The organism is Ochrobactrum sp. PL_is501, from assembly GCF_055816895.1.
The window spans coordinates 335,001-353,057 of sequence record NZ_JBVPGR010000040.1 but is presented as its reverse complement, the minus strand read 5'-3'; the positions used below and the strand labels follow the sequence as shown (position 1 = coordinate 353,057).

Annotated in this window: 16 protein-coding genes; 10 read left to right on the top strand and 6 right to left on the bottom strand. The window is 58.8% G+C overall.

The features are described from left to right. Positions 1 to 57 precede the first annotated feature (57 nt). Genes AC0TOF_RS21200 through AC0TOF_RS21185 form a run of 4 tightly spaced genes read left to right on the top strand, consistent with a single transcriptional unit; the run spans position 58 to position 3,681 of the window. A complete protein-coding gene (locus AC0TOF_RS21200) occupies positions 58 to 1,065 on the top strand; it encodes an ABC transporter permease subunit (RefSeq protein ID WP_122001323.1) in 1,008 nt (335 codons plus the stop codon). A gap of 7 nt (positions 1,066 to 1,072) precedes the next feature. Then, positions 1,073 to 1,981 carry an ABC transporter permease subunit gene (locus AC0TOF_RS21195; protein WP_122001322.1) on the top strand — a complete coding sequence of 303 codons (909 nt, stop codon included), beginning with the start codon at positions 1,073 to 1,075 and terminating at the stop codon, positions 1,979 to 1,981. 3 nt (positions 1,982 to 1,984) lie between these two features. Next, positions 1,985 to 2,833, top strand: a complete 849-nt coding sequence (locus AC0TOF_RS21190; RefSeq protein ID WP_122001321.1) for an ABC transporter ATP-binding protein — start codon at positions 1,985 to 1,987, stop codon at positions 2,831 to 2,833. Continuing rightward, positions 2,833 to 3,681: a dipeptide ABC transporter ATP-binding protein gene (locus AC0TOF_RS21185; protein WP_473769698.1), complete on the top strand. Its 849-nt coding sequence runs from the start codon at positions 2,833 to 2,835 to the stop codon at positions 3,679 to 3,681. Before AC0TOF_RS21190 ends, AC0TOF_RS21185 begins: the two co-directional genes overlap by 1 nt. Before the next feature lie 118 nt (positions 3,682 to 3,799). Here the strand turns inward: AC0TOF_RS21185 and choV are convergent, their stop codons facing one another. From choV to AC0TOF_RS21170, 3 genes are all read right to left on the bottom strand, one after another. After that, positions 3,800 to 4,852 carry a choline ABC transporter ATP-binding protein gene (gene choV, locus AC0TOF_RS21180; protein ID WP_473769697.1) on the bottom strand — a complete coding sequence of 351 codons (1,053 nt, stop codon included), beginning with the start codon at positions 4,850 to 4,852 and terminating at the stop codon, positions 3,800 to 3,802. 69 nt (positions 4,853 to 4,921) lie between these two features. Then, entirely contained in the window at positions 4,922 to 5,758 is an 837-nt protein-coding gene (choW, locus tag AC0TOF_RS21175) for a choline ABC transporter permease subunit (protein WP_122001318.1), read from the bottom strand. A gap of 84 nt (positions 5,759 to 5,842) precedes the next feature. After that, the gene (locus AC0TOF_RS21170; protein ID WP_473769696.1) at positions 5,843 to 6,811 is read right to left on the bottom strand and encodes a choline ABC transporter substrate-binding protein; all 969 of its coding nucleotides are present in this window, start codon (positions 6,809 to 6,811) and stop codon (positions 5,843 to 5,845) included. Between the two features lie 543 nt (positions 6,812 to 7,354). Here AC0TOF_RS21170 and AC0TOF_RS21165 point away from each other — a divergent pair. The 4 genes from AC0TOF_RS21165 to AC0TOF_RS21150 all read left to right on the top strand — a co-directional run bounded on the left by AC0TOF_RS21165 (position 7,355) and on the right by AC0TOF_RS21150 (position 11,421). Next, positions 7,355 to 8,527 (top strand): DUF2333 family protein, encoded by a 1,173-nt coding sequence (locus AC0TOF_RS21165; RefSeq protein WP_473769695.1) that lies wholly within the window; start codon positions 7,355 to 7,357, stop codon positions 8,525 to 8,527. Positions 8,528 to 8,533: 6 nt separating this feature from the next. Beyond that, the gene (locus AC0TOF_RS21160; RefSeq protein WP_473769694.1) at positions 8,534 to 9,505 is read left to right on the top strand and encodes a small ribosomal subunit Rsm22 family protein; all 972 of its coding nucleotides are present in this window, start codon (positions 8,534 to 8,536) and stop codon (positions 9,503 to 9,505) included. A gap of 15 nt (positions 9,506 to 9,520) precedes the next feature. Next, the gene (locus AC0TOF_RS21155; protein WP_473769693.1) at positions 9,521 to 10,405 is read left to right on the top strand and encodes a LysR family transcriptional regulator; all 885 of its coding nucleotides are present in this window, start codon (positions 9,521 to 9,523) and stop codon (positions 10,403 to 10,405) included. 98 nt (positions 10,406 to 10,503) lie between these two features. Further along, on the top strand, positions 10,504 to 11,421 hold the full coding sequence (locus AC0TOF_RS21150) for a DMT family transporter (protein ID WP_473769692.1): 918 nt from the start codon (positions 10,504 to 10,506) through the stop codon (positions 11,419 to 11,421). Here the strand turns inward: AC0TOF_RS21150 and AC0TOF_RS21145 are convergent. From AC0TOF_RS21145 to AC0TOF_RS21135, 3 genes are all read right to left on the bottom strand, one after another. After that, a complete protein-coding gene (locus AC0TOF_RS21145) occupies positions 11,416 to 12,708 on the bottom strand; it encodes an MFS transporter (RefSeq protein ID WP_473769691.1) in 1,293 nt (430 codons plus the stop codon). The genes AC0TOF_RS21150 and AC0TOF_RS21145 overlap by 6 nt on opposite strands. 117 nt (positions 12,709 to 12,825) lie before the next feature. Next, positions 12,826 to 13,227 (bottom strand): MarR family winged helix-turn-helix transcriptional regulator, encoded by a 402-nt coding sequence (locus AC0TOF_RS21140; protein ID WP_122001313.1) that lies wholly within the window; start codon positions 13,225 to 13,227, stop codon positions 12,826 to 12,828. Positions 13,228 to 13,341: 114 nt separating this feature from the next. Next, on the bottom strand, positions 13,342 to 13,803 hold the full coding sequence (locus AC0TOF_RS21135; protein WP_061345885.1) for an Lrp/AsnC ligand binding domain-containing protein: 462 nt from the start codon (positions 13,801 to 13,803) through the stop codon (positions 13,342 to 13,344). Positions 13,804 to 14,486: 683 nt separating this feature from the next. Here AC0TOF_RS21135 and AC0TOF_RS21130 point away from each other — a divergent pair. Further along, entirely contained in the window at positions 14,487 to 16,682 is a 2,196-nt protein-coding gene (locus AC0TOF_RS21130; protein ID WP_473769690.1) for an anthranilate synthase component I, read from the top strand. 406 nt (positions 16,683 to 17,088) lie between these two features. Then, a complete protein-coding gene (locus AC0TOF_RS21125; protein ID WP_473769689.1) occupies positions 17,089 to 17,997 on the top strand; it encodes a cation diffusion facilitator family transporter in 909 nt (302 codons plus the stop codon). Positions 17,998 to 18,057: the final 60 nt, after the last annotated feature.

Below are 18,057 nucleotides of genomic sequence, written 5' to 3'. Positions count from 1 at the left end.
TGACAACACAAGCGGCCGGGTGTAGGGTGATCCCCTGCACCCGGTCGGAGTTTTTGTATGTTCCGTTTCATATTCAACAAACTCGTCTATCTGGTTCCGACCTTCATAGGCATTACAATCGTGGCATTTGCCTTCGTCCGGGTTCTTCCCGGCGACCCTGTGCTGCTGATGGCCGGCGAACGCGGCGTAAGCCCTGAGCGCCATGCCGAACTTATGGCACAGCTTGGGTTTGATCGCCCGATCTGGCAGCAATATCTCGACTATGTCTGGAACTTGCTGCACGGCGATTTCGGTCAGTCTCTGGTGACCAAAAAGCCTGTTCTCGTCGAGTTTTTCGCGCTGTTTCCCGCAACGGTAGAGTTGTCCATCTGCGCGATTATAGTGGCTATTCTCCTCGGCATTCCGGCTGGCGTCATCGCCGCCGTCAAGCGCGGCTCGTGGTTTGATCAGGGGCTGATGGGCGTGTCGCTGGTCGGATATTCGATGCCGATCTTCTGGTGGGCGCTCCTGCTCATCATCTTGTTCTCTGGCGTGCTGCAGTGGACGCCGGTCTCCGGCCGCATCTCGCTGCTCTATTTCTTCCCGCCCGTCACTGGTTTCATGCTGATCGACAGCCTGATGTCGGACCAAAAGGGGGCTTTCGTATCCGCAGCCTCGCATCTCATCCTGCCGACCATCGTTCTGGCGACCATTCCGCTGGCCGTTATCGCCCGCCAGACGCGCTCTGCGATGCTGGAAGTCCTGGGTGAAGACTATGTACGCACCGCGCGCGCCAAGGGCTTGCCGGTTCGTCGCGTTGTCGGCCTGCATGCACTGCGCAATGCGATGATCCCCGTCATCACGACGATCGGGCTTCAGGTCGGCGTTCTGATGGCTGGTGCGATCCTGACCGAAACGATCTTCTCATGGCCCGGTATCGGCAAATGGATGCTCGATTCCATTTTCCGTCGCGATTATCCGGTCGTGCAAAGCGGATTGCTGCTGATCGCATTCATCATCATGCTGGTGAATCTGGTCGTCGATCTGCTGTACGGTCTCATCAATCCGCGTATCCGGCACAAGTGAGGGTATCATGACACACTCAGCTATTCAGCCGGAAGCCGCGAACGACATTGGCAAGATGCGTGCGCTGAAGGACTTCTGGTTCTATTTCAGCGTCAATCGCGGCGCTGTGATCGGTCTTTTCGTATTTGTCGCGATCATTCTGATCGCAATCTTTGCTCCGCTTATTGCGCCGCATGATCCCACGGAACAGTTCCGTGAATTCGTGAAGGTCCCGCCATTCTGGGAAAACGGCGGCTCGACGCAGTTCCTTCTGGGAACGGATGCGGTCGGACGTGATATCCTGTCCCGCCTGATCTACGGCTCGCAATATTCGCTGCTCGTGGGCTTCGTCATTGTCATCATTTCGATGTGCCTTGGCATCACGATCGGTCTTATTACCGGCTATTTTGGTGGCGGTGTCGATACGGTGTTCATGCGCATCATGGACGTTATCCTGGCATTCCCGTCGCTGCTGCTGGCACTGGTTCTGGTGGCCATTCTGGGACCGGGCCTGATCAATGCGGTTCTGGCGATCACACTGGTTCTGCTGCCGCATTTTTCGCGTCTGACCCGCGCTGCCGTCATGGCGGAAAAGGAACGCGAATATGTGACCGCAGCCAAGCTTGCCGGTGCAAGCAAGTTGCGCCTGATGTTCAAGACCATTCTGCCGAATTGCCTTGCTCCGCTCGTGGTGCAGGCAACGATGTCGTTCTCCAATGCGATCCTCGACGTGGCAGCTCTGGGCTTCCTTGGCATGGGCGCACAGCCGCCAACGCCGGAATGGGGCACGATGCTTGCAGAAGCGCGTGAGTTCATCCTCAGCGCCTGGTGGATCGTGACGTTCCCCGGCCTTGCGATCCTGATTACTGTTCTCGCCATCAATCTGATCGGCGACGGTCTGCGCGATGCGCTTGACCCGAAGCTCAAAAGGAGCTGATCGATGGCGCTGTTAGAAATCAAGAATCTTACGGTTTCGTTCGACACCTCGACCGGCCCCTTCAAAGCGGTCGACGGGATCGATATCAAGGTCGACAAGGGTGAAGTGCTGGCGATTGTCGGCGAATCCGGTTCGGGCAAGTCAGTGGGGATGCTCGCCGTCATGGGGCTTCTCCCCAAGACCGCAACCGTTACCGCAGATGCCATGACCTTTGATGGCCAGGACTTGCGGACCATGTCCGACAAGGAGCGCCGGAAGATCATCGGACGTGATATTTCGATGATTTTCCAGGAACCTGTCGCTAGCCTCAATCCCTGCTTCACGGTCGGGTATCAGCTTGAGGAAGTTCTGAAGCAGCACATGGGCATGAACGGCTCGGCGAGCCGTGCGCGCGCCATCGAGCTTCTGGAACTGGTCGGCATTCGCGATGCGGCGGAACGCCTGAAAAGCTTCCCGCACCAGATGTCGGGCGGCCAGTGCCAGCGCGTCATGATCGCGATTGCGATTGCGTGCAATCCCAAGCTCCTTATCGCCGACGAACCGACGACGGCTCTCGACGTGACGATCCAGAAGCAGATTCTCGATCTGCTGATGCGGCTTCAGGTGGAGCATGGCATGGGTCTGATCATGATTACCCATGACATGGGTGTGGTTGCCGAAACGGCGGACCGCGTGATCGTGCAGTACAAGGGCCACAAGATGGAGGATGCCGACGTGCTGTCGCTGTTCTCCGCGCCCAAGCATCCTTACACCCGTGCGCTGCTGTCGGCCCTGCCGGAGAATGCGACCGGCGACCGTCTTCCGACGGTATCCGATTTCGTCTTTGAAAATAATGGTGCGGGAGAAGCGTGATGAGCGAGATCGTTCTCGAGGCGCGTGATATCAAGCGCGATTATCATGTCGGCGGTGGTCTGTTCGGCAAGGCAAAGGTGGTTCATGCCGTCAAGGGCGTGAGCTTCAAGGTGGAAAAGGGCAAGACGCTGGCGATTGTCGGTGAATCGGGTTGTGGCAAGTCCACGCTGGCCCGCATTCTCACCATGATCGATCCACAGACTTCCGGCGAGCTGAAGATCGGTGGCAAGGATGTGGACATCGCTCGCGATGGCCTGACGGCCGAAATGCGCCAGAAGGTGCAGATCGTGTTCCAGAACCCGTATGGTTCGCTCAATCCGCGCCAGAAGATCGGCGACGTGCTGGCGGAGCCTTTGCTGCTGAACACCGACATGACGGCGGAAGAACGGCGCGCCAAGGCGATGCAGATGCTGTTGAAGGTCGGCCTTGGCCGCGAGCACTTCAACCGCTATCCGCACATGTTTTCCGGCGGCCAGCGCCAGCGTATCGCCATTGCGCGTGCGTTGATGCTCAACCCGAAACTGCTCATTCTGGACGAGCCGGTTTCGGCACTCGACCTGTCGGTGCAGGCACAGGTTCTGAACCTGCTGGCCGACTTGCAGGAAGAGTTCGGCCTCACCTATGTCTTCATCAGCCATGATCTTTCGGTCGTGCGCTATATCGCCGACGAGGTGATGGTGATGTATTTCGGTGAGGTGGTGGAATACGGTTCGCGCGACGACGTGTTCAACAATCCGCAGCACGATTATACGAAGAAGCTCTTTGCTGCCACGCCGCGCGCAGATGTGGATGCCATCAAGGCACGCGTGGAAGCGCGCGCTGCTGCCAGACAGGCGGCACATAGCTGACACGCATCTTGGGCAGCCTGAAATTCGGAAAGCCGCACATGAGAATGTGCGGCTTTTTTGTTTGAAGCGTGTCGCATTTTCCAACGCAAAACCGTTTCACACTTTTGCTGGAAATGCTCTAGGAAGAGGTTCCGCGCTGCTGATGCCAGGCCAGCGCACGCACAATGTCGTCTGCTGCGATCTTGCCGACTACGGCGCCGTTCTCGACGATGCCGACATCGCCGCTGCTGTCCGCCACTGCATTCATCAAGTCGCGCACCAGCGTTTCGCGTCGTGCGGTGGCCGCAAAGGGGCGTGGCGCTGCATTGCGGTCGAAAGGCACCATGATGTCGCCCGCCCGGAGAACGCCGAGCGGGTTCATATGCGCAACGAAGTCGGCGACATATGCATCGGCGGGCTGCAGGAGAATTTCCTGCGGCGTGCCGCACTGAACGATACGTCCGCCTTCCATGATGGCGATGCGATTGCCGATTTTCATGGCTTCATCGAGATCGTGGCTGACGAAGACGATGGTCTTTTTCAGGCGTGACTGGAAAGCCAGCAATTCGTCCTGCAAGCGGGTGCGGATCAGCGGATCGAGGGCCGAGAACGGCTCGTCCATCAACAGGATCGGCGCGCCGGTTGCAAAGGCGCGGGCAAGCCCGACGCGCTGCTGCATGCCGCCGGAGAGTTCGCCGACCTTGCGCTTGGCCCAGTCCTGCAAGCCGACGAGTTCAAGCTGGCCGCGGGCCTTGGCGAGGCGTTCTTCCTTGCCCATGCCGGAAATTTCCAGCCCGAAGGCGACGTTTTCCTCGACCGTGCGCCATGGCAGCAGGCCGAACTGCTGGAACACCATGGAAACGAGTTCGGTGCGCAGATGGCGGAGCGTTCCCCGGTCCGCCTTGCCAACATCGATGGCCCGGCTGCCTTCACGCACGAGAACGCGGCCCCGCGAAATCGGATTGAGCCGGTTGATCGCGCGAAGAAGGGTGGATTTTCCGGAGCCGGACAGGCCCATGAGAACGAGGATTTCGCCTTCCTCGATATTGAGCGTGCAATTATGCACACCCAGCACGAGATTGGTTTCCGCCTGAATCTGCGAGCGGGTTGCGCCGCGATCTGCAAGCGCAAGCGCCCCATCGACATTGCTGCCGAAAATGATGCAGACGTCTTCGAGTGCGATGATGGTCATCCCGCTTCCTCCTGGTCTCTGTTTGAGCATGTTCTTATCCGAAAACCGGTTTCCACTTTTCGGATCATGCTATTTTTCCCTGCCGGCGCGGAAGATGCGGTCGAGCACGATGGCGACCACGACGATGATGAAGCCTGCTTCGAAGCCGAGCGAAATGTTGACGGAGTTCAGCCCGCGAACCACCGGTACGCCAAGCCCGTCAGCGCCAACAAGCGCGGCGATAACCACCATCGACAGCGAAAGCATGATCGTCTGGGTCAGGCCCGCGAGGATTTGCGGCATCGCATAGGGTAGCTCGACCTTCCAGAGAAGTTGCGAGCGCGACGCACCGAAAGCCTCGCCGGCTTCGATGAGAGAGGATGGTGTGGAGGAAATGCCGAGCTGGGTCAGGCGGACGGGGGCGGGGATTACGAAGATGACGGTGGCAAGCAAGCCCGGTACCATGCCGATGCCGAAGAAAACGATCGCCGGGATCAGGTAGACGAATGTCGGCAAGGTCTGCATCAGGTCGAGAACCGGACGCATCGCGGCATATAGGGCAGGGCGATGGGCCGCCGCAATGCCAAGCGGCACGCCGATAGCCATGCAGACAAAACACGATGACAGAACGAGTGTCAGTGTCTTCAGAGTCGGTTCCCAATAGCCCTGATTGATGATGAAAAGGAAACCCAGAACAGTGAGCAGGACGACGGAGATGCGACGCTGGATCAGCCATGCAATGATTGCGAAGATGGCGATCAGAAGCAGTGGATGGGGCAGTTGCAAAAGATACAACAGGCCGTCAATCAGGCCCTGCATGATCGCCGCCAAAGTGTCGAAGAAGAGCCCCAGATGGGTCGTCAGCCAGTCCACCACAGATTTGGCGGTTGGTCCGACAGGAATCTTGTAGTCCGTCAGCCAGTTCAACGATCAAGTCTCCTGCTGCGTGCTTGGGATGATGGTGCTGGAATGAGCCGGGCCGCGTCTATTGCAGCCCGGCAGCGTAGAAAATCAAAGGCCGAGCGCCGCCTTGACGGCCGGCAGGCCTTCCTTGCCGTCAACGGTCGTCACACCGGCAAGCCACTGGTCGAGAACGCCGGGATTGGCCTTGAGCCAGTCGTTTGCGGCTTTAGACGGTTCCTGGCCATCGTCGAGAATCTTGCCCATGATCTCGTTTTCGATATCGAGCTTGAATTCCAGATTGGTGAGGAACTTGCCGACATTCGGGCATTCCTGCGTGTAGCCGGTGCGGACATTGGTTTCGACCTTGGCGCCGCCGAGATTGGGGCCGAAGAAGTCGTCGCCGCCAGTGAGGTAGGCGATTTCAAAGCGCTTGTTCATGGGATGCGGCTCCCATGCCAGGAACACGACGGGGTCCTTGCTCTTGATGCTGCGGGCGACCTGCGCCAGCATTCCCTGCTCGGAGGATTCCGCCAGTTCGAACGACTTGAGGCCGAAGGCGTCCTTGCTGATCATGTCGAGGATCAGGCGGTTGCCGTCATTGCCCGGCTCGATGCCATAGATCTTGCCGCCAAGCTTGTCCTTGAACTTTGAGATATCCTTGAAGTCCTTGAGGCCTTCATCATAGGCGTATTTCGGCACGGCGAGGGTATATTTGGCGCCGGTCAGGTTGGTGCGCAGCGTCTCCACCGTCTTGTTGTCCAGATAGGGCTGGAGGTCGGCGGTCATGGACGGGTTCCAGTAGCCGAGGAAAACGTCGATGTCCTTCTTGCTGAGCGACGCATAGGTTACCGGCACGGAGAGAACCTTGATGTCGGTCTTGTAGCCGAGACCTTTGAGAATTTCCGTTGCCACCGCCGTCGTGGAGGTGATGTCGGTCCAGCCGACATCCGAAAAGCGGATGGTCGAGCAGCTTTCGGGTTCGGCGGCGAAACCGGTTGCTGGTGCGCCCAGCATTGCCGTGCCCGTGGCAAGCCCGCCCAAGGCAAGCGTCAGCATAAAGGTCGATACGGACTTCATTGTTCTCTCCATTTACCGGGCCGTTTTGACGGATTGATTTGTTTTTCCGGTTCCGACTTTAGCAAACACCAAAGATTTCGCCATTCAAGTACCACAGCGGCGAAAATGTTCTTGATTGCGACGTTGCCGCAGTTTCCGGCGGAAAACCGTTTCGCACCTGACTTGAAACTGCTGTCGCTCATCAATTTCCGGAACCGTCGGCCGAGGGGAAGCGGGCAGGATTGCCGCATGTCCGGCCGAAGCGGGTCGGCGCCATGTTACGGATCGGTCCCCGGGATTCAACCCTGTCAGCGGAAAATGACGGATAAAATCAGTCGGATGACCGTTCTATCTATTTGTTTTTACGCATTTCCACACGCAAAACCGGTTTCCACTTTGGCTCCAAATGCACTAGATTGCCGAAAAGATCGGCACACTCTATTTGTGGACGTGAAGCTTTTTCAGGCCGGGCGGCTTGCGAACGGGACTTGGGATACATAGGTCCGTTGGCGGCGCAAATCGGTGAGAAGCCCGGAATTTCGGGGCAAGGAAGGATTTATTACAGTGTGGAATGCAGTAAAGGGCGTTTTTTCCTTCCTGGGCCGTTTCATCGCGGCGCTCGCCCGTCTGATTGCCGTCCCTTTGGGCGCATTGTGGCGGCTTTTCCTGCGGCTTGGAATTTTGTGGAAAGTTGCCGTTGCGGTCGTCGTAATCGGACTTGGCGGGCTTTACCTCTATTTCATCTGGCAGACTCAGGCCTGGACGAATTTCGACCCGGATTATCCGGCCAAGTATGTCTATCAGAATGCGGCCACGCCCGGGGAAGAGGTGACGACGCAGGCTGCGCCTGAAACCAGCCAGACAGGTGATGCCGCACCTGCGAATCAGCCGGTTCAGGCAGTGCAGGTGCCGTCTTCCGCGCGCAAATGCTCGCGCTCGGCCATAGCCGAAGTCGCTGCCGATCTTACCGACTTCAACGTCAATCAGAATGCGTGGATTTCCTCCATGCTGCTTTACAAGATTGGCCTTTTCGGTCTGGACTGGGATCGCACGCCTTTCCTCGACAACAAGGCTTCGTTCCAGCGCGGCATCAATGCAGCCGTGCGCCGTACCGCGATTGAACTCGTGGATAATATCGGGCGCTTGCGCGGCACGTCGCAGATCGATGCGGATTTGCAGAAGGCGCGTGGAAATCTGCAATTTGCCGAGGATTCCTGGTATTTTGGCCTGAGCCCGTTCGGTCCGAAGACGCCGACGCCGAGCTATTACCGTTCTGCGATCAAGGACCTGCGCGCCTTCAACGGACGGCTTGAAAACTGTCAGGCAACGTTCGATGCCCGCGCCGACAATCTGATCCAGTTCGTGGACCGTATCGCGAGCGATCTCGGTTCCACCTCGGCCATTCTCAAGGATCGTGCGGAGAATTATCACGCGGGCTGGTTCGACACGCGTGCGGATGACCGTTTCTGGTTCGCCTATGGCCAGCTCTATGCCTATTACGGCCTGTTGCGTGCGGCACACTCGGATTTCAGGGGCGTTCTGGCCGAAAAGCACCTCGACGGTGTATGGGACGAAATGGAAAAGCAGATGCGCGCCGCGCTCGACATGCAGCCCTTCATCGTTTCCAACGGCAGCCCCGACGCCTGGTTCACGCCATCGCATCTGACGACGATGGGCTTCTACATCCTGCGTGTTCGTTCCAATCTGGTCGATGTGAAACAGGTTCTGGAGCGCTGACCGGCAATGGAACTGCCAGCTTCCTTGCGACAGGCGGTGGATGCCGCGCTTGAGGGCGTGGCCTTGGCCGACCTGAAGCGCGCATCCGAGATGCTTTCGCGCCGTTACCGCGCCGAGACGCGGGACGGCCGCATGCATATTTCCGACGATCTGGCGGCAAAAGCCTATCTGGCGGCGCGCCTGCCTGCGACTTATGCGGCGGTTCGCGCCAGTCTGGACAGCGCTGCCGAGGTCTGTCCCGATTTCGCGCCGCAATCCATGCTTGATGTGGGGGCAGGACCGGGAACGGCTCTTTGGGCGGCAAAGCAATGCTGGCCCATGCTTCAATCGGCAACCATGATCGAGGCCAGTCCTGCGATCCGGGCGGTGGGAAGCGCGCTTTCGCAAGATAGCGGATTGTCTGATCTCGACTGGCTGGCAGGGGATGTTGTTCGGGAAAAACTTGATTTTCCTGAAGCTGATCTCGTTACGATTGCTTATGTACTCGACGAACTTGCCCCCGAAAACAGGCAGAAACTTATCGAGCGCCTGTGGGCATCGGCAAGGCAGATGCTGGTGATCGTGGAGCCGGGCACACCGGCAGGCTGGCAGCGCATTCTCGATGCGCGCCGGGCACTTATCGCCGCAGGTGCGGTCATTGCAGCGCCCTGTCCGCACCAGCTCGAGTGCCCACTGATCGCCCCGGATTGGTGCCATTTTTCGCGCCGGGTTGCCCGCTCGCGCATTCATCGCCTGACCAAGGAAGCGGAAGTGCCTTGGGAGGATGAGAAGTTCATCTATCTTGCTGCGGTGCGCGAGACGGTTGAGGATGTGGAAGCGCGGGTCGTCGCGCCGACACGGGTTGGCGGCGGCAAAGTTTCGGTTAAACTGTGCAAGGATGACGGCAGGGCGGAAGAACGCCTGCTGACCAAGCGCGATGGAGATCTGTTCCGTTGGGCGCGTCGCGCCGACTGGGGCGATGCATTGATGAGAGATTGAGCCGTAACCAAAACGATGAAGATCAGTCTGGTCCAGTTACGTCTGCTTGAAGCTGTCGCGGAAACCGGCAGCGTGGGTGCTGCGGCGCGCCGCCTGCGCCTGACGCAATCGGGCGCAAGCCAGGCGATTGCGACACTGGAAAAGATACTCGGGGTCGAGGTGCTGGCGCGAAAGCGGGACGGGGCTGCACTGACGGCATTCGGACAATCGATCCTTGCCGATGCCAAGGCGGCGCTTCAGGCCATTGACCGGATAGAGCTGCAAGCACGGTGCCGCGCTTCCGGTACACCTGAACGGCTGCGCGTTGCGGCAATCCCGAGCCAGCTCCAATATATCTTGCCCGGCCTGCGAAAGACGTTTCAGCGGCTTTATCCCGGCATCGAGTTCAGCGCTTTCGAGGGCGGGCATGATGATGTCAGCCTGTGGGTGCGGGACGGCATTGCTGATCTCGGCATTACGTCCCTGCCGACGCCCGAGCTTGAGGCTCGCGAAGTTGGCCGCGAAGAACTGGTTGTGGTGGGCAGACGCGACGATCCCTTCATGCGCAGCGATACGGTTGCCGCAGAGGAACTGCGCAACCGCCAGCTTATCGCGGCTGCGGGCTGCGAAATGATCATCGACCGGATCATTCATGGCGAGGGCGACGGTGAAACGCGCAGCGAACAAGTGCGTACGCGAGACGTCGCCACGGTGCTGGAAATGGTGCGGCATGGCATCGGCACCACGCTGCTATCTGAAATCAGCCTGCCTGGGGCCGACCTGCATGGATTGCGCGCGCGCCGCCTCAATCCGCCGACGTTCCGCACCGTCTATATCGTCTTTCGGGCCGACAGCCCGGTCAGGCATCTGATCGATCGGTTTTGCGATGTGGCTCTGGAGGCCAGAAGAAAAGCGGCATAAGAAATTCTAATATCTCATATCTCGCTTATCCGTGGCGCTCGTCGCGGCCAGGAATGCAATAGTCCGGCGCTATTCCTTTTTTCCTGATGCGAGCGAAAATGACGGCCATCACCGACAACCATCCGACGACTTCGACTTCCAATACCATACGCGGTCTGGCCTGGGGGCTCTCCGGGGTTCTGGTATGGTCCGGTTCGTTTGTCCTGACGCGGTTCGGGTTCAAGACCGCCTTGACGCCTTTCGACATCATTGCCCTGCGCTTCGGCGTGGCAGGACTGGTGCTGCTGCCGGTCGTTCTGATGAAAGGTTTCGGCCTTCGCCAGCTTGGTCCGCTCGGCTTCGTGCTTCTGGCTTCAGGAGCTGGTGTTCCCTATGCGCTGCTGACCACCTGCGGCCTGCAATATGCCCCGGCGTCCCATGCGGCGGCGCTCATTCCGGGGCTGATGACGGCCATGGTTGCCATTCTGGGGGTGGTGCTCCTAAAGGAACATCTTGCGCCGTCACGGTGGTCCGGGGTCGTGCTGATCGTGATCGGGGCCATGCTGATCGCCGGTCTGTCGCAACTGGGCGGGCCTGAAATGCTCGGGCACCTGTTCTTTTTCGTCGCGGCACTGGTCTGGGCGATCTATGTCATGGTGTTTCGCAGGAAGGGAATGGACGGGCTGCACGCGACCGCCATCGCAGCCGTCACTTCGGCAATCGTCTATCTGCCGATCTACATGATCTTCCTGCCCAAGGGGATGGGCGCGACACCCTGGGGCGATATTGCCTTGCAGGGTTTTTATCAGGGTGTTCTCACCTCGGCCTTTGGTGTCTTTGCCTTCAATCGAGCCGTTGTCCTGCTGGGAACGGCGGCAGGGGCAGCGCTATCGGCGCTGATCCCCGTCATTACTCTGGTTCTGGCGCTTGTCCTGCTTGGCGAAGTGCCGGGCTGGACCGACACGCTCGCCGCCTTCCTGATCAGCCTCGGCGTGCTGGCGCTGAACAGGAAGGGCAAAAAAACTGCCGCCTCATGATGGCTGCAAGGCAGGCCTTGCGGCAGGGCGGTTGATGATGAACACCATGGCCGCAGCGGCAAAGCACATGGCACCGGCGAGGATCAGGGCAGGGGTGTAGCTGTCATAATCGGTGCGCACGAACCCGGCGAAGGCTGCTGCTGCGGCGGCCCCGATCTGATGGCCGGTGAACACCCAGCCGAAGACCAGACCGGCTTTTTCCGGGCCGAAGCGTTCGGCGGCAAGCTTGACGGTTGGCGGCACGGTCGCCACCCAGTCCAGCCCGTAAAAGACCGCGAACAACGCCAGTTCATAGACGGTGAAGTCGGTGAAGGTCAGGTAGATCAGCGACAGGCCGCGCAGCGCATAGAACCAGAACAGGAGCCAGCGGTTGTCGAACCGGTCGGAAAGCCAGCCGGACATGATCGTGCCGATCAGGTCGAATGCGCCAATGACGGCAAGGATGCCCGCAGCGCCGACGGGTGCGATGCCGAAATCGCCGCAAAGCGTGATCCAGTGCGTCTGGATCAGGCCATTGGTGGAAAAGCCGCAGACGAAGAAGGTCAGGAACAGGACCCAGAAGGTTGCGGTCGAGGAGGCTTCACGCAAGGTGACGAGTGGGGAGGCCAGCATGGCGCCAAAGCTCTTGCGAGGTTCAGGTGCTGGCAGCGGAGCGGTGCGGCCATAAGGCTTGAGGCCGATATCTGCGGGGTGGTCGCGCATCAGGGCAAGGACCAGCAGGAGCGCGGCAACAAGGAAACAGATGACGATGGTGAGCGATGTGCGCCAGCCGATGGTCTGGCTGACGCTGGCAAGGATCGGCATGAACACCAGCTGGCCGGTAGCGTTGCTGGCCGTCATCAGGCCGACGACGAGGCCGCGCCGCTTTTCGAACCAGCGTGCCGCGACGGTTGCGCCGAGCACAAGCGCCGTCATGCCGGTTCCAAGGCCGATCACGATGCCCCAGAGCCCCACCATCTGCCATTCCTCGGTCATGAAAATGGAACCGATCAGCCCGAGTGAAATCATGACGAGAGCTGTCGCCACGACGCGGCGCAGGCCGAACTGGTTCATGAAGGCAGCCGCGAACGGTCCCATAAGGCCGAACAGCACGAGGCGAAGCGCCATCGCGAAGGAGATATTCGCATTCGTCCAGCCGAATTCCCGCTGGAGCGGTTCGATCAGGATGCCCGCCGATCCCATCGCGGCAGCGGTCGCCAGCATGGTCAGGAAGGTGATGGCGGCGACGATCCATCCGTAATGGATGTTTCTCTGTGCAAGAAAGCCTGCAAGGCGGGCAGAAATCATCTTTGGCGCTTTCGGGTTCATGCTGGTTTGGGCCAGTCATGCTTTCGATGGAGAAACCGCTCGCTCCCTAGCGGGCACGCGGTTTCAGGTCATTGTTTCCAGTCAAAGGGCGTCTGATCAGCCAAGGCTGTTGAGCAGGATTTGAAGCTGCTCCACGCCGTCCTCTCCCAGCCGGCTTTCAATTTCGTCCTGCGCCTGATCCCAGAGCGGGCCGCCGCGTTCCACGAGATCGCGGCCATCTGCGGTCAGTGTCACGCTGGTCTCGCGATGGTCGTCGCTGGCGGTAGGCTCGATCAGTCCCATGCGCTGCAGAACCTTCACGTTGCGGCCCATGGTCGAACGGTCCAGCTCCGACAGATGTGCGAGTTCGGTCACCGAGATGGAGCCCGCGCGGCGGATTTTCCGCAGGGTGCTGAACTGGGCGACATTGATGCCAAGCGGAGCAAGAGCGTTGTCGTAGACGCTGGAAGTCTTGCGGGCAGCCTGACGCAGAAGAATGCAGAAACACGGATGTGACATATTGCGGGTATATACCCGTAAATGACCGCGTGCAAGATCGAAGTGCAAAATTGGGAGTTCGTTGCTGTCAGCCTGCTGACAGCAACGATGCTTCACGAAGGGCTTATTGCCAGCTCAGACGGCGATATAGGCGGTTTCCTTCACTTCCTCCATCACCGCATAGGTGTGCGATTCCCGCACGCCGGGCAGGGAAAGAAGGGCTTCCGAAAGGAAGCGACGATAGTGGTCCATGTCGGAAACGCGGGCTTTGACGAGATAATCGAAGCCGCCCGCAACCATATGGCATTCCAGAATGTCGGGATTGCTGCGGGTGAAAGTCGAAAAGGTTTCGAAAACTTCCGGCGTGGTGCGATCAAGCTTGATCTCGATGAAGACCAGCATGGCGCGGTCGAGCATCTTGGGCGAAAGCCGCGCCGAATAGCCGAGGATATACCCTTCGCGGGTCAGTCGCTTGACGCGTTCGGCGGTTGCTGTCTGCGAGAGATTTATGCGATCAGCCAGTTCGGTATTGGTCAGGCGCCCGTTCTCCTGAAGGGCGCGCAAAATACTCCTGTCCATCGCATCGAGATTCTTCATCGGTTGTCCCCAATGGCCGTTTTTTGTGACGGCTCTATTCTTGATTTTTGCATATGTGTTTGAGTTGCCACGGAAATGAATCCGAAATCGGTCCCCGACGCAAGATGAAACTTGTCGGACGGCCCTACAAATTTTTGAACTGTTTCGTTGAATTCCGCTTAAACGTAAGCATAGGCTCAAATAACAATCGCAGGTTGCAAATTCTGTGCGACCTGTGATAGAGATACTGTGCATATTAAAAGCTATATTGCACCTGTGAATTTTCGCATGGGGTAAGGGGGTGCACGGGACCGGATGGAATCGTCCTATTCCTTCCGTCTTGTTAATCCCGGTTTGTGAGGAAATCCGGACAGCCGCAAACTGTCCGGATTTTCTTTGCGAAACCTGGAGCGTGTCGTCCTGATGACGGCTTGTCCGGCAGATTTCGGCCGTTGAATTTTCCGGTTGCAAGCGGACAGATTGAAGGCTAACAGTACGTCCATGAACATTTCGCGCAATATCGTCATCAACGGTTGGTGGTGGGCCCGCTAATAGCGGCCACGCAGGCGTTTGTGCATTTGCGTTTGGAAAACAGGCCGCTGGGATTATCCGGGCGGCCTTTTTGTTTGGCTGTTTGAATAAGACCGGCGGGGAAACCGGGTTCTGGAAATATTCGGAAACAGCTAGATTTGGGATAGCCGATCATGAATGCGAAGATTGCGGATAGCGAGATATTCCGGCACGAAACGGCAGGCGGCATCGTCGTCGAGCGCGTGCGCCACCTCACCGCCTATAAGGGCGCGATCGAGACCTATATCGACGCGCTGAACGAACGGCGTGGCGCGGTGTTTTCGTCAAACTATGAATATCCGGGCCGCTATACGCGATGGGATACGGCTATCGTCGATCCGCCGGTGGTCATCACCTCGCGCGCCCGCACCATGCGCATCGAAGCGCTGAATGCGCGCGGCGTCATCCTGCTTCGTCCAATCCTGGACACGGTGAAGGCGCTTGCCGAGGTAACGGTCGACAAGGCCGGGGAAAGCCGCATCGAACTGACCATTGCCGAGCCGAGCGGAACCTTCACCGAGGAAGAGCGCTCGCGCATGCCTTCGGTCTTCACGGTCCTGCGTGCCATTGTCGGCCTGTTCTTCTCCGAGGAAGACGCCAATCTCGGTCTTTACGGTGCCTTCGGCTACGATCTGGCGTTCCAGTTCGATCCGATCCAGTACAAGCTGAAGCGCCCCGACGACCAGCGCGATCTGGTGCTGTTCATTCCGGACGAAATCTTCGTGGCCGACCACTATGCGGCGCGGGCCTGGGTGGATCGTTATGAATTTGCCTGCGGCGGTTCTTCCACGCATGGTCTCGCCCGCGCGACGCCAGTACAGCCCTTCAAGCCATCAGAGCGTGAGCTTGCGCGCGGCGATCACAATCCCGGCGAATATGCCAGTCTCGTCGAGCGCGCCAAGGAGAGCTTCAAGCGTGGCGACCTTTTCGAAGTGGTTCCGGGCCAGACCTTCTATGAGCGCTGTCACACGCCGCCGTCGGAGATTTTCCGCCGGTTGAAGACGATCAATCCGTCGCCCTATTCGTTCTTCATCAATCTGGGTGAAAACGAATATCTGGTCGGCGCATCGCCGGAAATGTTCGTGCGGGTCAACGGTCGGCGTATCGAAACCTGCCCGATTTCCGGCACGATAAAGCGCGGCGAGGATGCGATTTCGGATTCAGAACAGATTCTGAAGCTGCTCAATTCCAAGAAGGACGAATCCGAGCTGACCATGTGCTCGGATGTGGACCGCAACGACAAGAGCCGCGTCTGCGAGCCGGGTTCGGTGCGGGTCATCGGCCGTCGCCAGATCGAAATGTATTCGCGCCTGATCCATACGGTGGACCATATCGAGGGCCGCCTTCGTGACGGCATGGACGCCTTTGACGGCTTCCTCAGCCATGCATGGGCTGTGACGGTTACCGGCGCGCCAAAACTGTGGGCGATGCGCTTTCTGGAAGAAAACGAACGCAGCCCGCGTGCATGGTATGGTGGCGCCATCGGCATGATGCACTTCAATGGCGATATGAATACCGGCCTGACGCTGCGCACCATCCGCGTGAAGGACGGGGTGGCGGAAATCCGCGCCGGTGCAACGCTTCTGTTCGATTCCAACCCGGAAGAGGAAGAGGCCGAAACCGAATTGAAGGCATCGGCCATGATCGCGGCTGTGCGTGAGGCGCAGAAGAGCAATCAGGTGGCCGAGGAGCGCGTCGCGGCGAAAGTGGGCGAGGGGGTCTCGATCCTGCTCGTGGATCACGAAGATTCCTTCGTGCACACGCTCGCCAATTATTTCCGCCAGACGGGCGCGACGGTTTCCACCGTGCGCTCGCCGGTCGCCGAAGAGGTGTTCGACAGAATCAAGCCTGATCTCGTGGTCCTGTCGCCCGGACCGGGCACGCCGCAGGATTTCGATTGCAAGGCAACCATCGACAAGGCGCGCAAGCGCGCACTGCCGATTTTCGGCGTCTGTCTTGGCCTTCAGGCGCTCGCCGAAGCCTATGGCGGCACGCTGCGCCAGTTGCGCATTCCGATGCACGGCAAGCCGTCGCGTATTCGGGTCTCGAAGCCGGAGCGCATTTTCTCCGGCCTGCCGAAGGAAGTGACGGTCGGGCGTTATCATTCGATCTTCGCCGATCCGGAACGCCTGCCGGATGATTTTCTGGTGACGGCGGAAACGGAAGATGGCGTCATCATGGCTTTCGAGCACAAGCACGAGCCGGTCGCCGCCGTTCAGTTCCACCCGGAATCGATCATGACGCTCGGCCACAATGCAGGCATGCGCATGATCGAAAATGTGGTGACGCATCTGGCTGGCAAGAACAAGACGCGCCGGACCAATAGCTGATCGAACGCTTTTCGTTACGATTTCGAACCAGCCGCAGCCACACCCTGCGGCTGGTTTTTTTATGCTTTCCCTCTGCTTGCTCCGGCAACTCATTTGCAAGTTTAATGCCTTGCATTTGCAGGAGAAAATTAAATTTGGGAACTACAAAAACAGGGTACGAAATTCCGATATTCTAGGGTATAGAACAGCGGCGAATTGCTGCTGCGTATGCCAGATGCGTTAAGGATACGCCCCGCGTGCTGGAGCGCATCCCGAGAAGCTGGAAACGGTTTTGCGTTGGAAAAGGCGGCAAAACAAATAGTTAGAGCGGTTCCGGTTTTCGGGCCGATGCTCTAGCGAACGAATGAAGGGCTGTGCGTAGGCCCGTCCCGGTTTCGGGACAGATCAAGATAATCAAAGGTTCATCATGGACGCGAGTGCAAAGGTTCGGCGGCTTGCCGCTTGGTCTATTCCCATTGCTTTCGGTGTGATGGGACTGAAATATCTGGCCTATGGGCTGACCGGTTCCGTCGCACTTTATTCGGATGCGCTGGAGTCCATCGTCAATGTGATTGCAGCCATCGGTGCATGGTGGGCAATCCGCGTGAGCTACAAGCCCGCAGACGGCAATCATCCTTTCGGTCATTACAAGGCGGAATATATTTCGGCTGTCGTGGAAGGCGTGCTGATCACGGTTGCCGCGCTCTTGATCTTCCGTGAGGCCTGGTTTGCCATGCAGGCTCCGCGCCAGCTTGACGAACCGTGGCTTGGTCTTGCCATCAATACGGGCGCGGCGGTGATCAACGGCCTGTGGGCTACGCTGCTGATCCGCACGGGGCGCAGCCTGCGCTCTCCGGCGCTGGAAGCCGATGGCCAGCACATCATGACCGATGTTTTCACCTCGGCCGGTGTTCTGGTCGGGCTTGTGGGTGCCGTCCTGACCGGCTGGGCCGTGCTTGATCCGCTGCTCGCCATTCTGGTGGCCATCAACATTCTCTGGCAGGGGTGGGGCGTTATCAATTCTTCCATCCAAGGCCTGATGGACATTGGTGTCGAGCCCGCCGAGGAAATGCGCATTCGCGATGTCATTTCAGCCAATGCGGGCGGCGCCATCGAGGTGCACGACCTGAAAACGCGCATCGCCGGACGGGTGACATTCGTTGAGTTTCATCTTGTGGTGGCGGCGGAAATGAGTGTGGGTGAAGCCCATGTGATCTGTGACCGCATCGAGGATGCGCTTCAGGAGCAGATCAAGAGCGTGCGGGTGGTTATCCACGTCGAGCCGGAAGAGGAAGCGAAACTGCCGCTGGGCACCAGTTCCATTCCCTTCGCGTGAGCAAAATCGTCTTGCGCTCATCTGTCCGCCTGTGTAAAAGCTTTGAACATGACGACGATG

Bases quoted from the DNA above. Each gene is read 5' to 3' on its own strand.
- AC0TOF_RS21200 (WP_122001323.1), top strand. From the start codon at position 58: ATGTTCCGTTTCATATTCAACAAACTCGTCTATCTGGTTCCGACCTTC.
- AC0TOF_RS21170 (WP_473769696.1), bottom strand. From the start codon at position 6,811: ATGAAGTCCGTATCGACCTTTATGCTGACGCTTGCCTTGGGCGGGCTT.
- AC0TOF_RS21160 (WP_473769694.1), top strand. From the start codon at position 8,534: ATGGAACTGCCAGCTTCCTTGCGACAGGCGGTGGATGCCGCGCTTGAG.
- AC0TOF_RS21195 (WP_122001322.1), top strand. From the start codon at position 1,073: ATGACACACTCAGCTATTCAGCCGGAAGCCGCGAACGACATTGGCAAG.
- AC0TOF_RS21130 (WP_473769690.1), top strand. From the start codon at position 14,487: ATGAATGCGAAGATTGCGGATAGCGAGATATTCCGGCACGAAACGGCA.
- AC0TOF_RS21150 (WP_473769692.1), top strand. From the start codon at position 10,504: ATGACGGCCATCACCGACAACCATCCGACGACTTCGACTTCCAATACC.
- AC0TOF_RS21190 (WP_122001321.1), top strand. From the start codon at position 1,985: ATGGCGCTGTTAGAAATCAAGAATCTTACGGTTTCGTTCGACACCTCG.
- AC0TOF_RS21135 (WP_061345885.1), bottom strand. From the start codon at position 13,803: ATGAAGAATCTCGATGCGATGGACAGGAGTATTTTGCGCGCCCTTCAG.
- AC0TOF_RS21145 (WP_473769691.1), bottom strand. From the start codon at position 12,708: ATGATTTCTGCCCGCCTTGCAGGCTTTCTTGCACAGAGAAACATCCAT.
- AC0TOF_RS21125 (WP_473769689.1), top strand. From the start codon at position 17,089: ATGGACGCGAGTGCAAAGGTTCGGCGGCTTGCCGCTTGGTCTATTCCC.
- choV (WP_473769697.1), bottom strand. From the start codon at position 4,852: ATGACCATCATCGCACTCGAAGACGTCTGCATCATTTTCGGCAGCAAT.
- AC0TOF_RS21140 (WP_122001313.1), bottom strand. From the start codon at position 13,227: ATGTCACATCCGTGTTTCTGCATTCTTCTGCGTCAGGCTGCCCGCAAG.
- AC0TOF_RS21155 (WP_473769693.1), top strand. From the start codon at position 9,521: ATGAAGATCAGTCTGGTCCAGTTACGTCTGCTTGAAGCTGTCGCGGAA.
- AC0TOF_RS21185 (WP_473769698.1), top strand. From the start codon at position 2,833: ATGAGCGAGATCGTTCTCGAGGCGCGTGATATCAAGCGCGATTATCAT.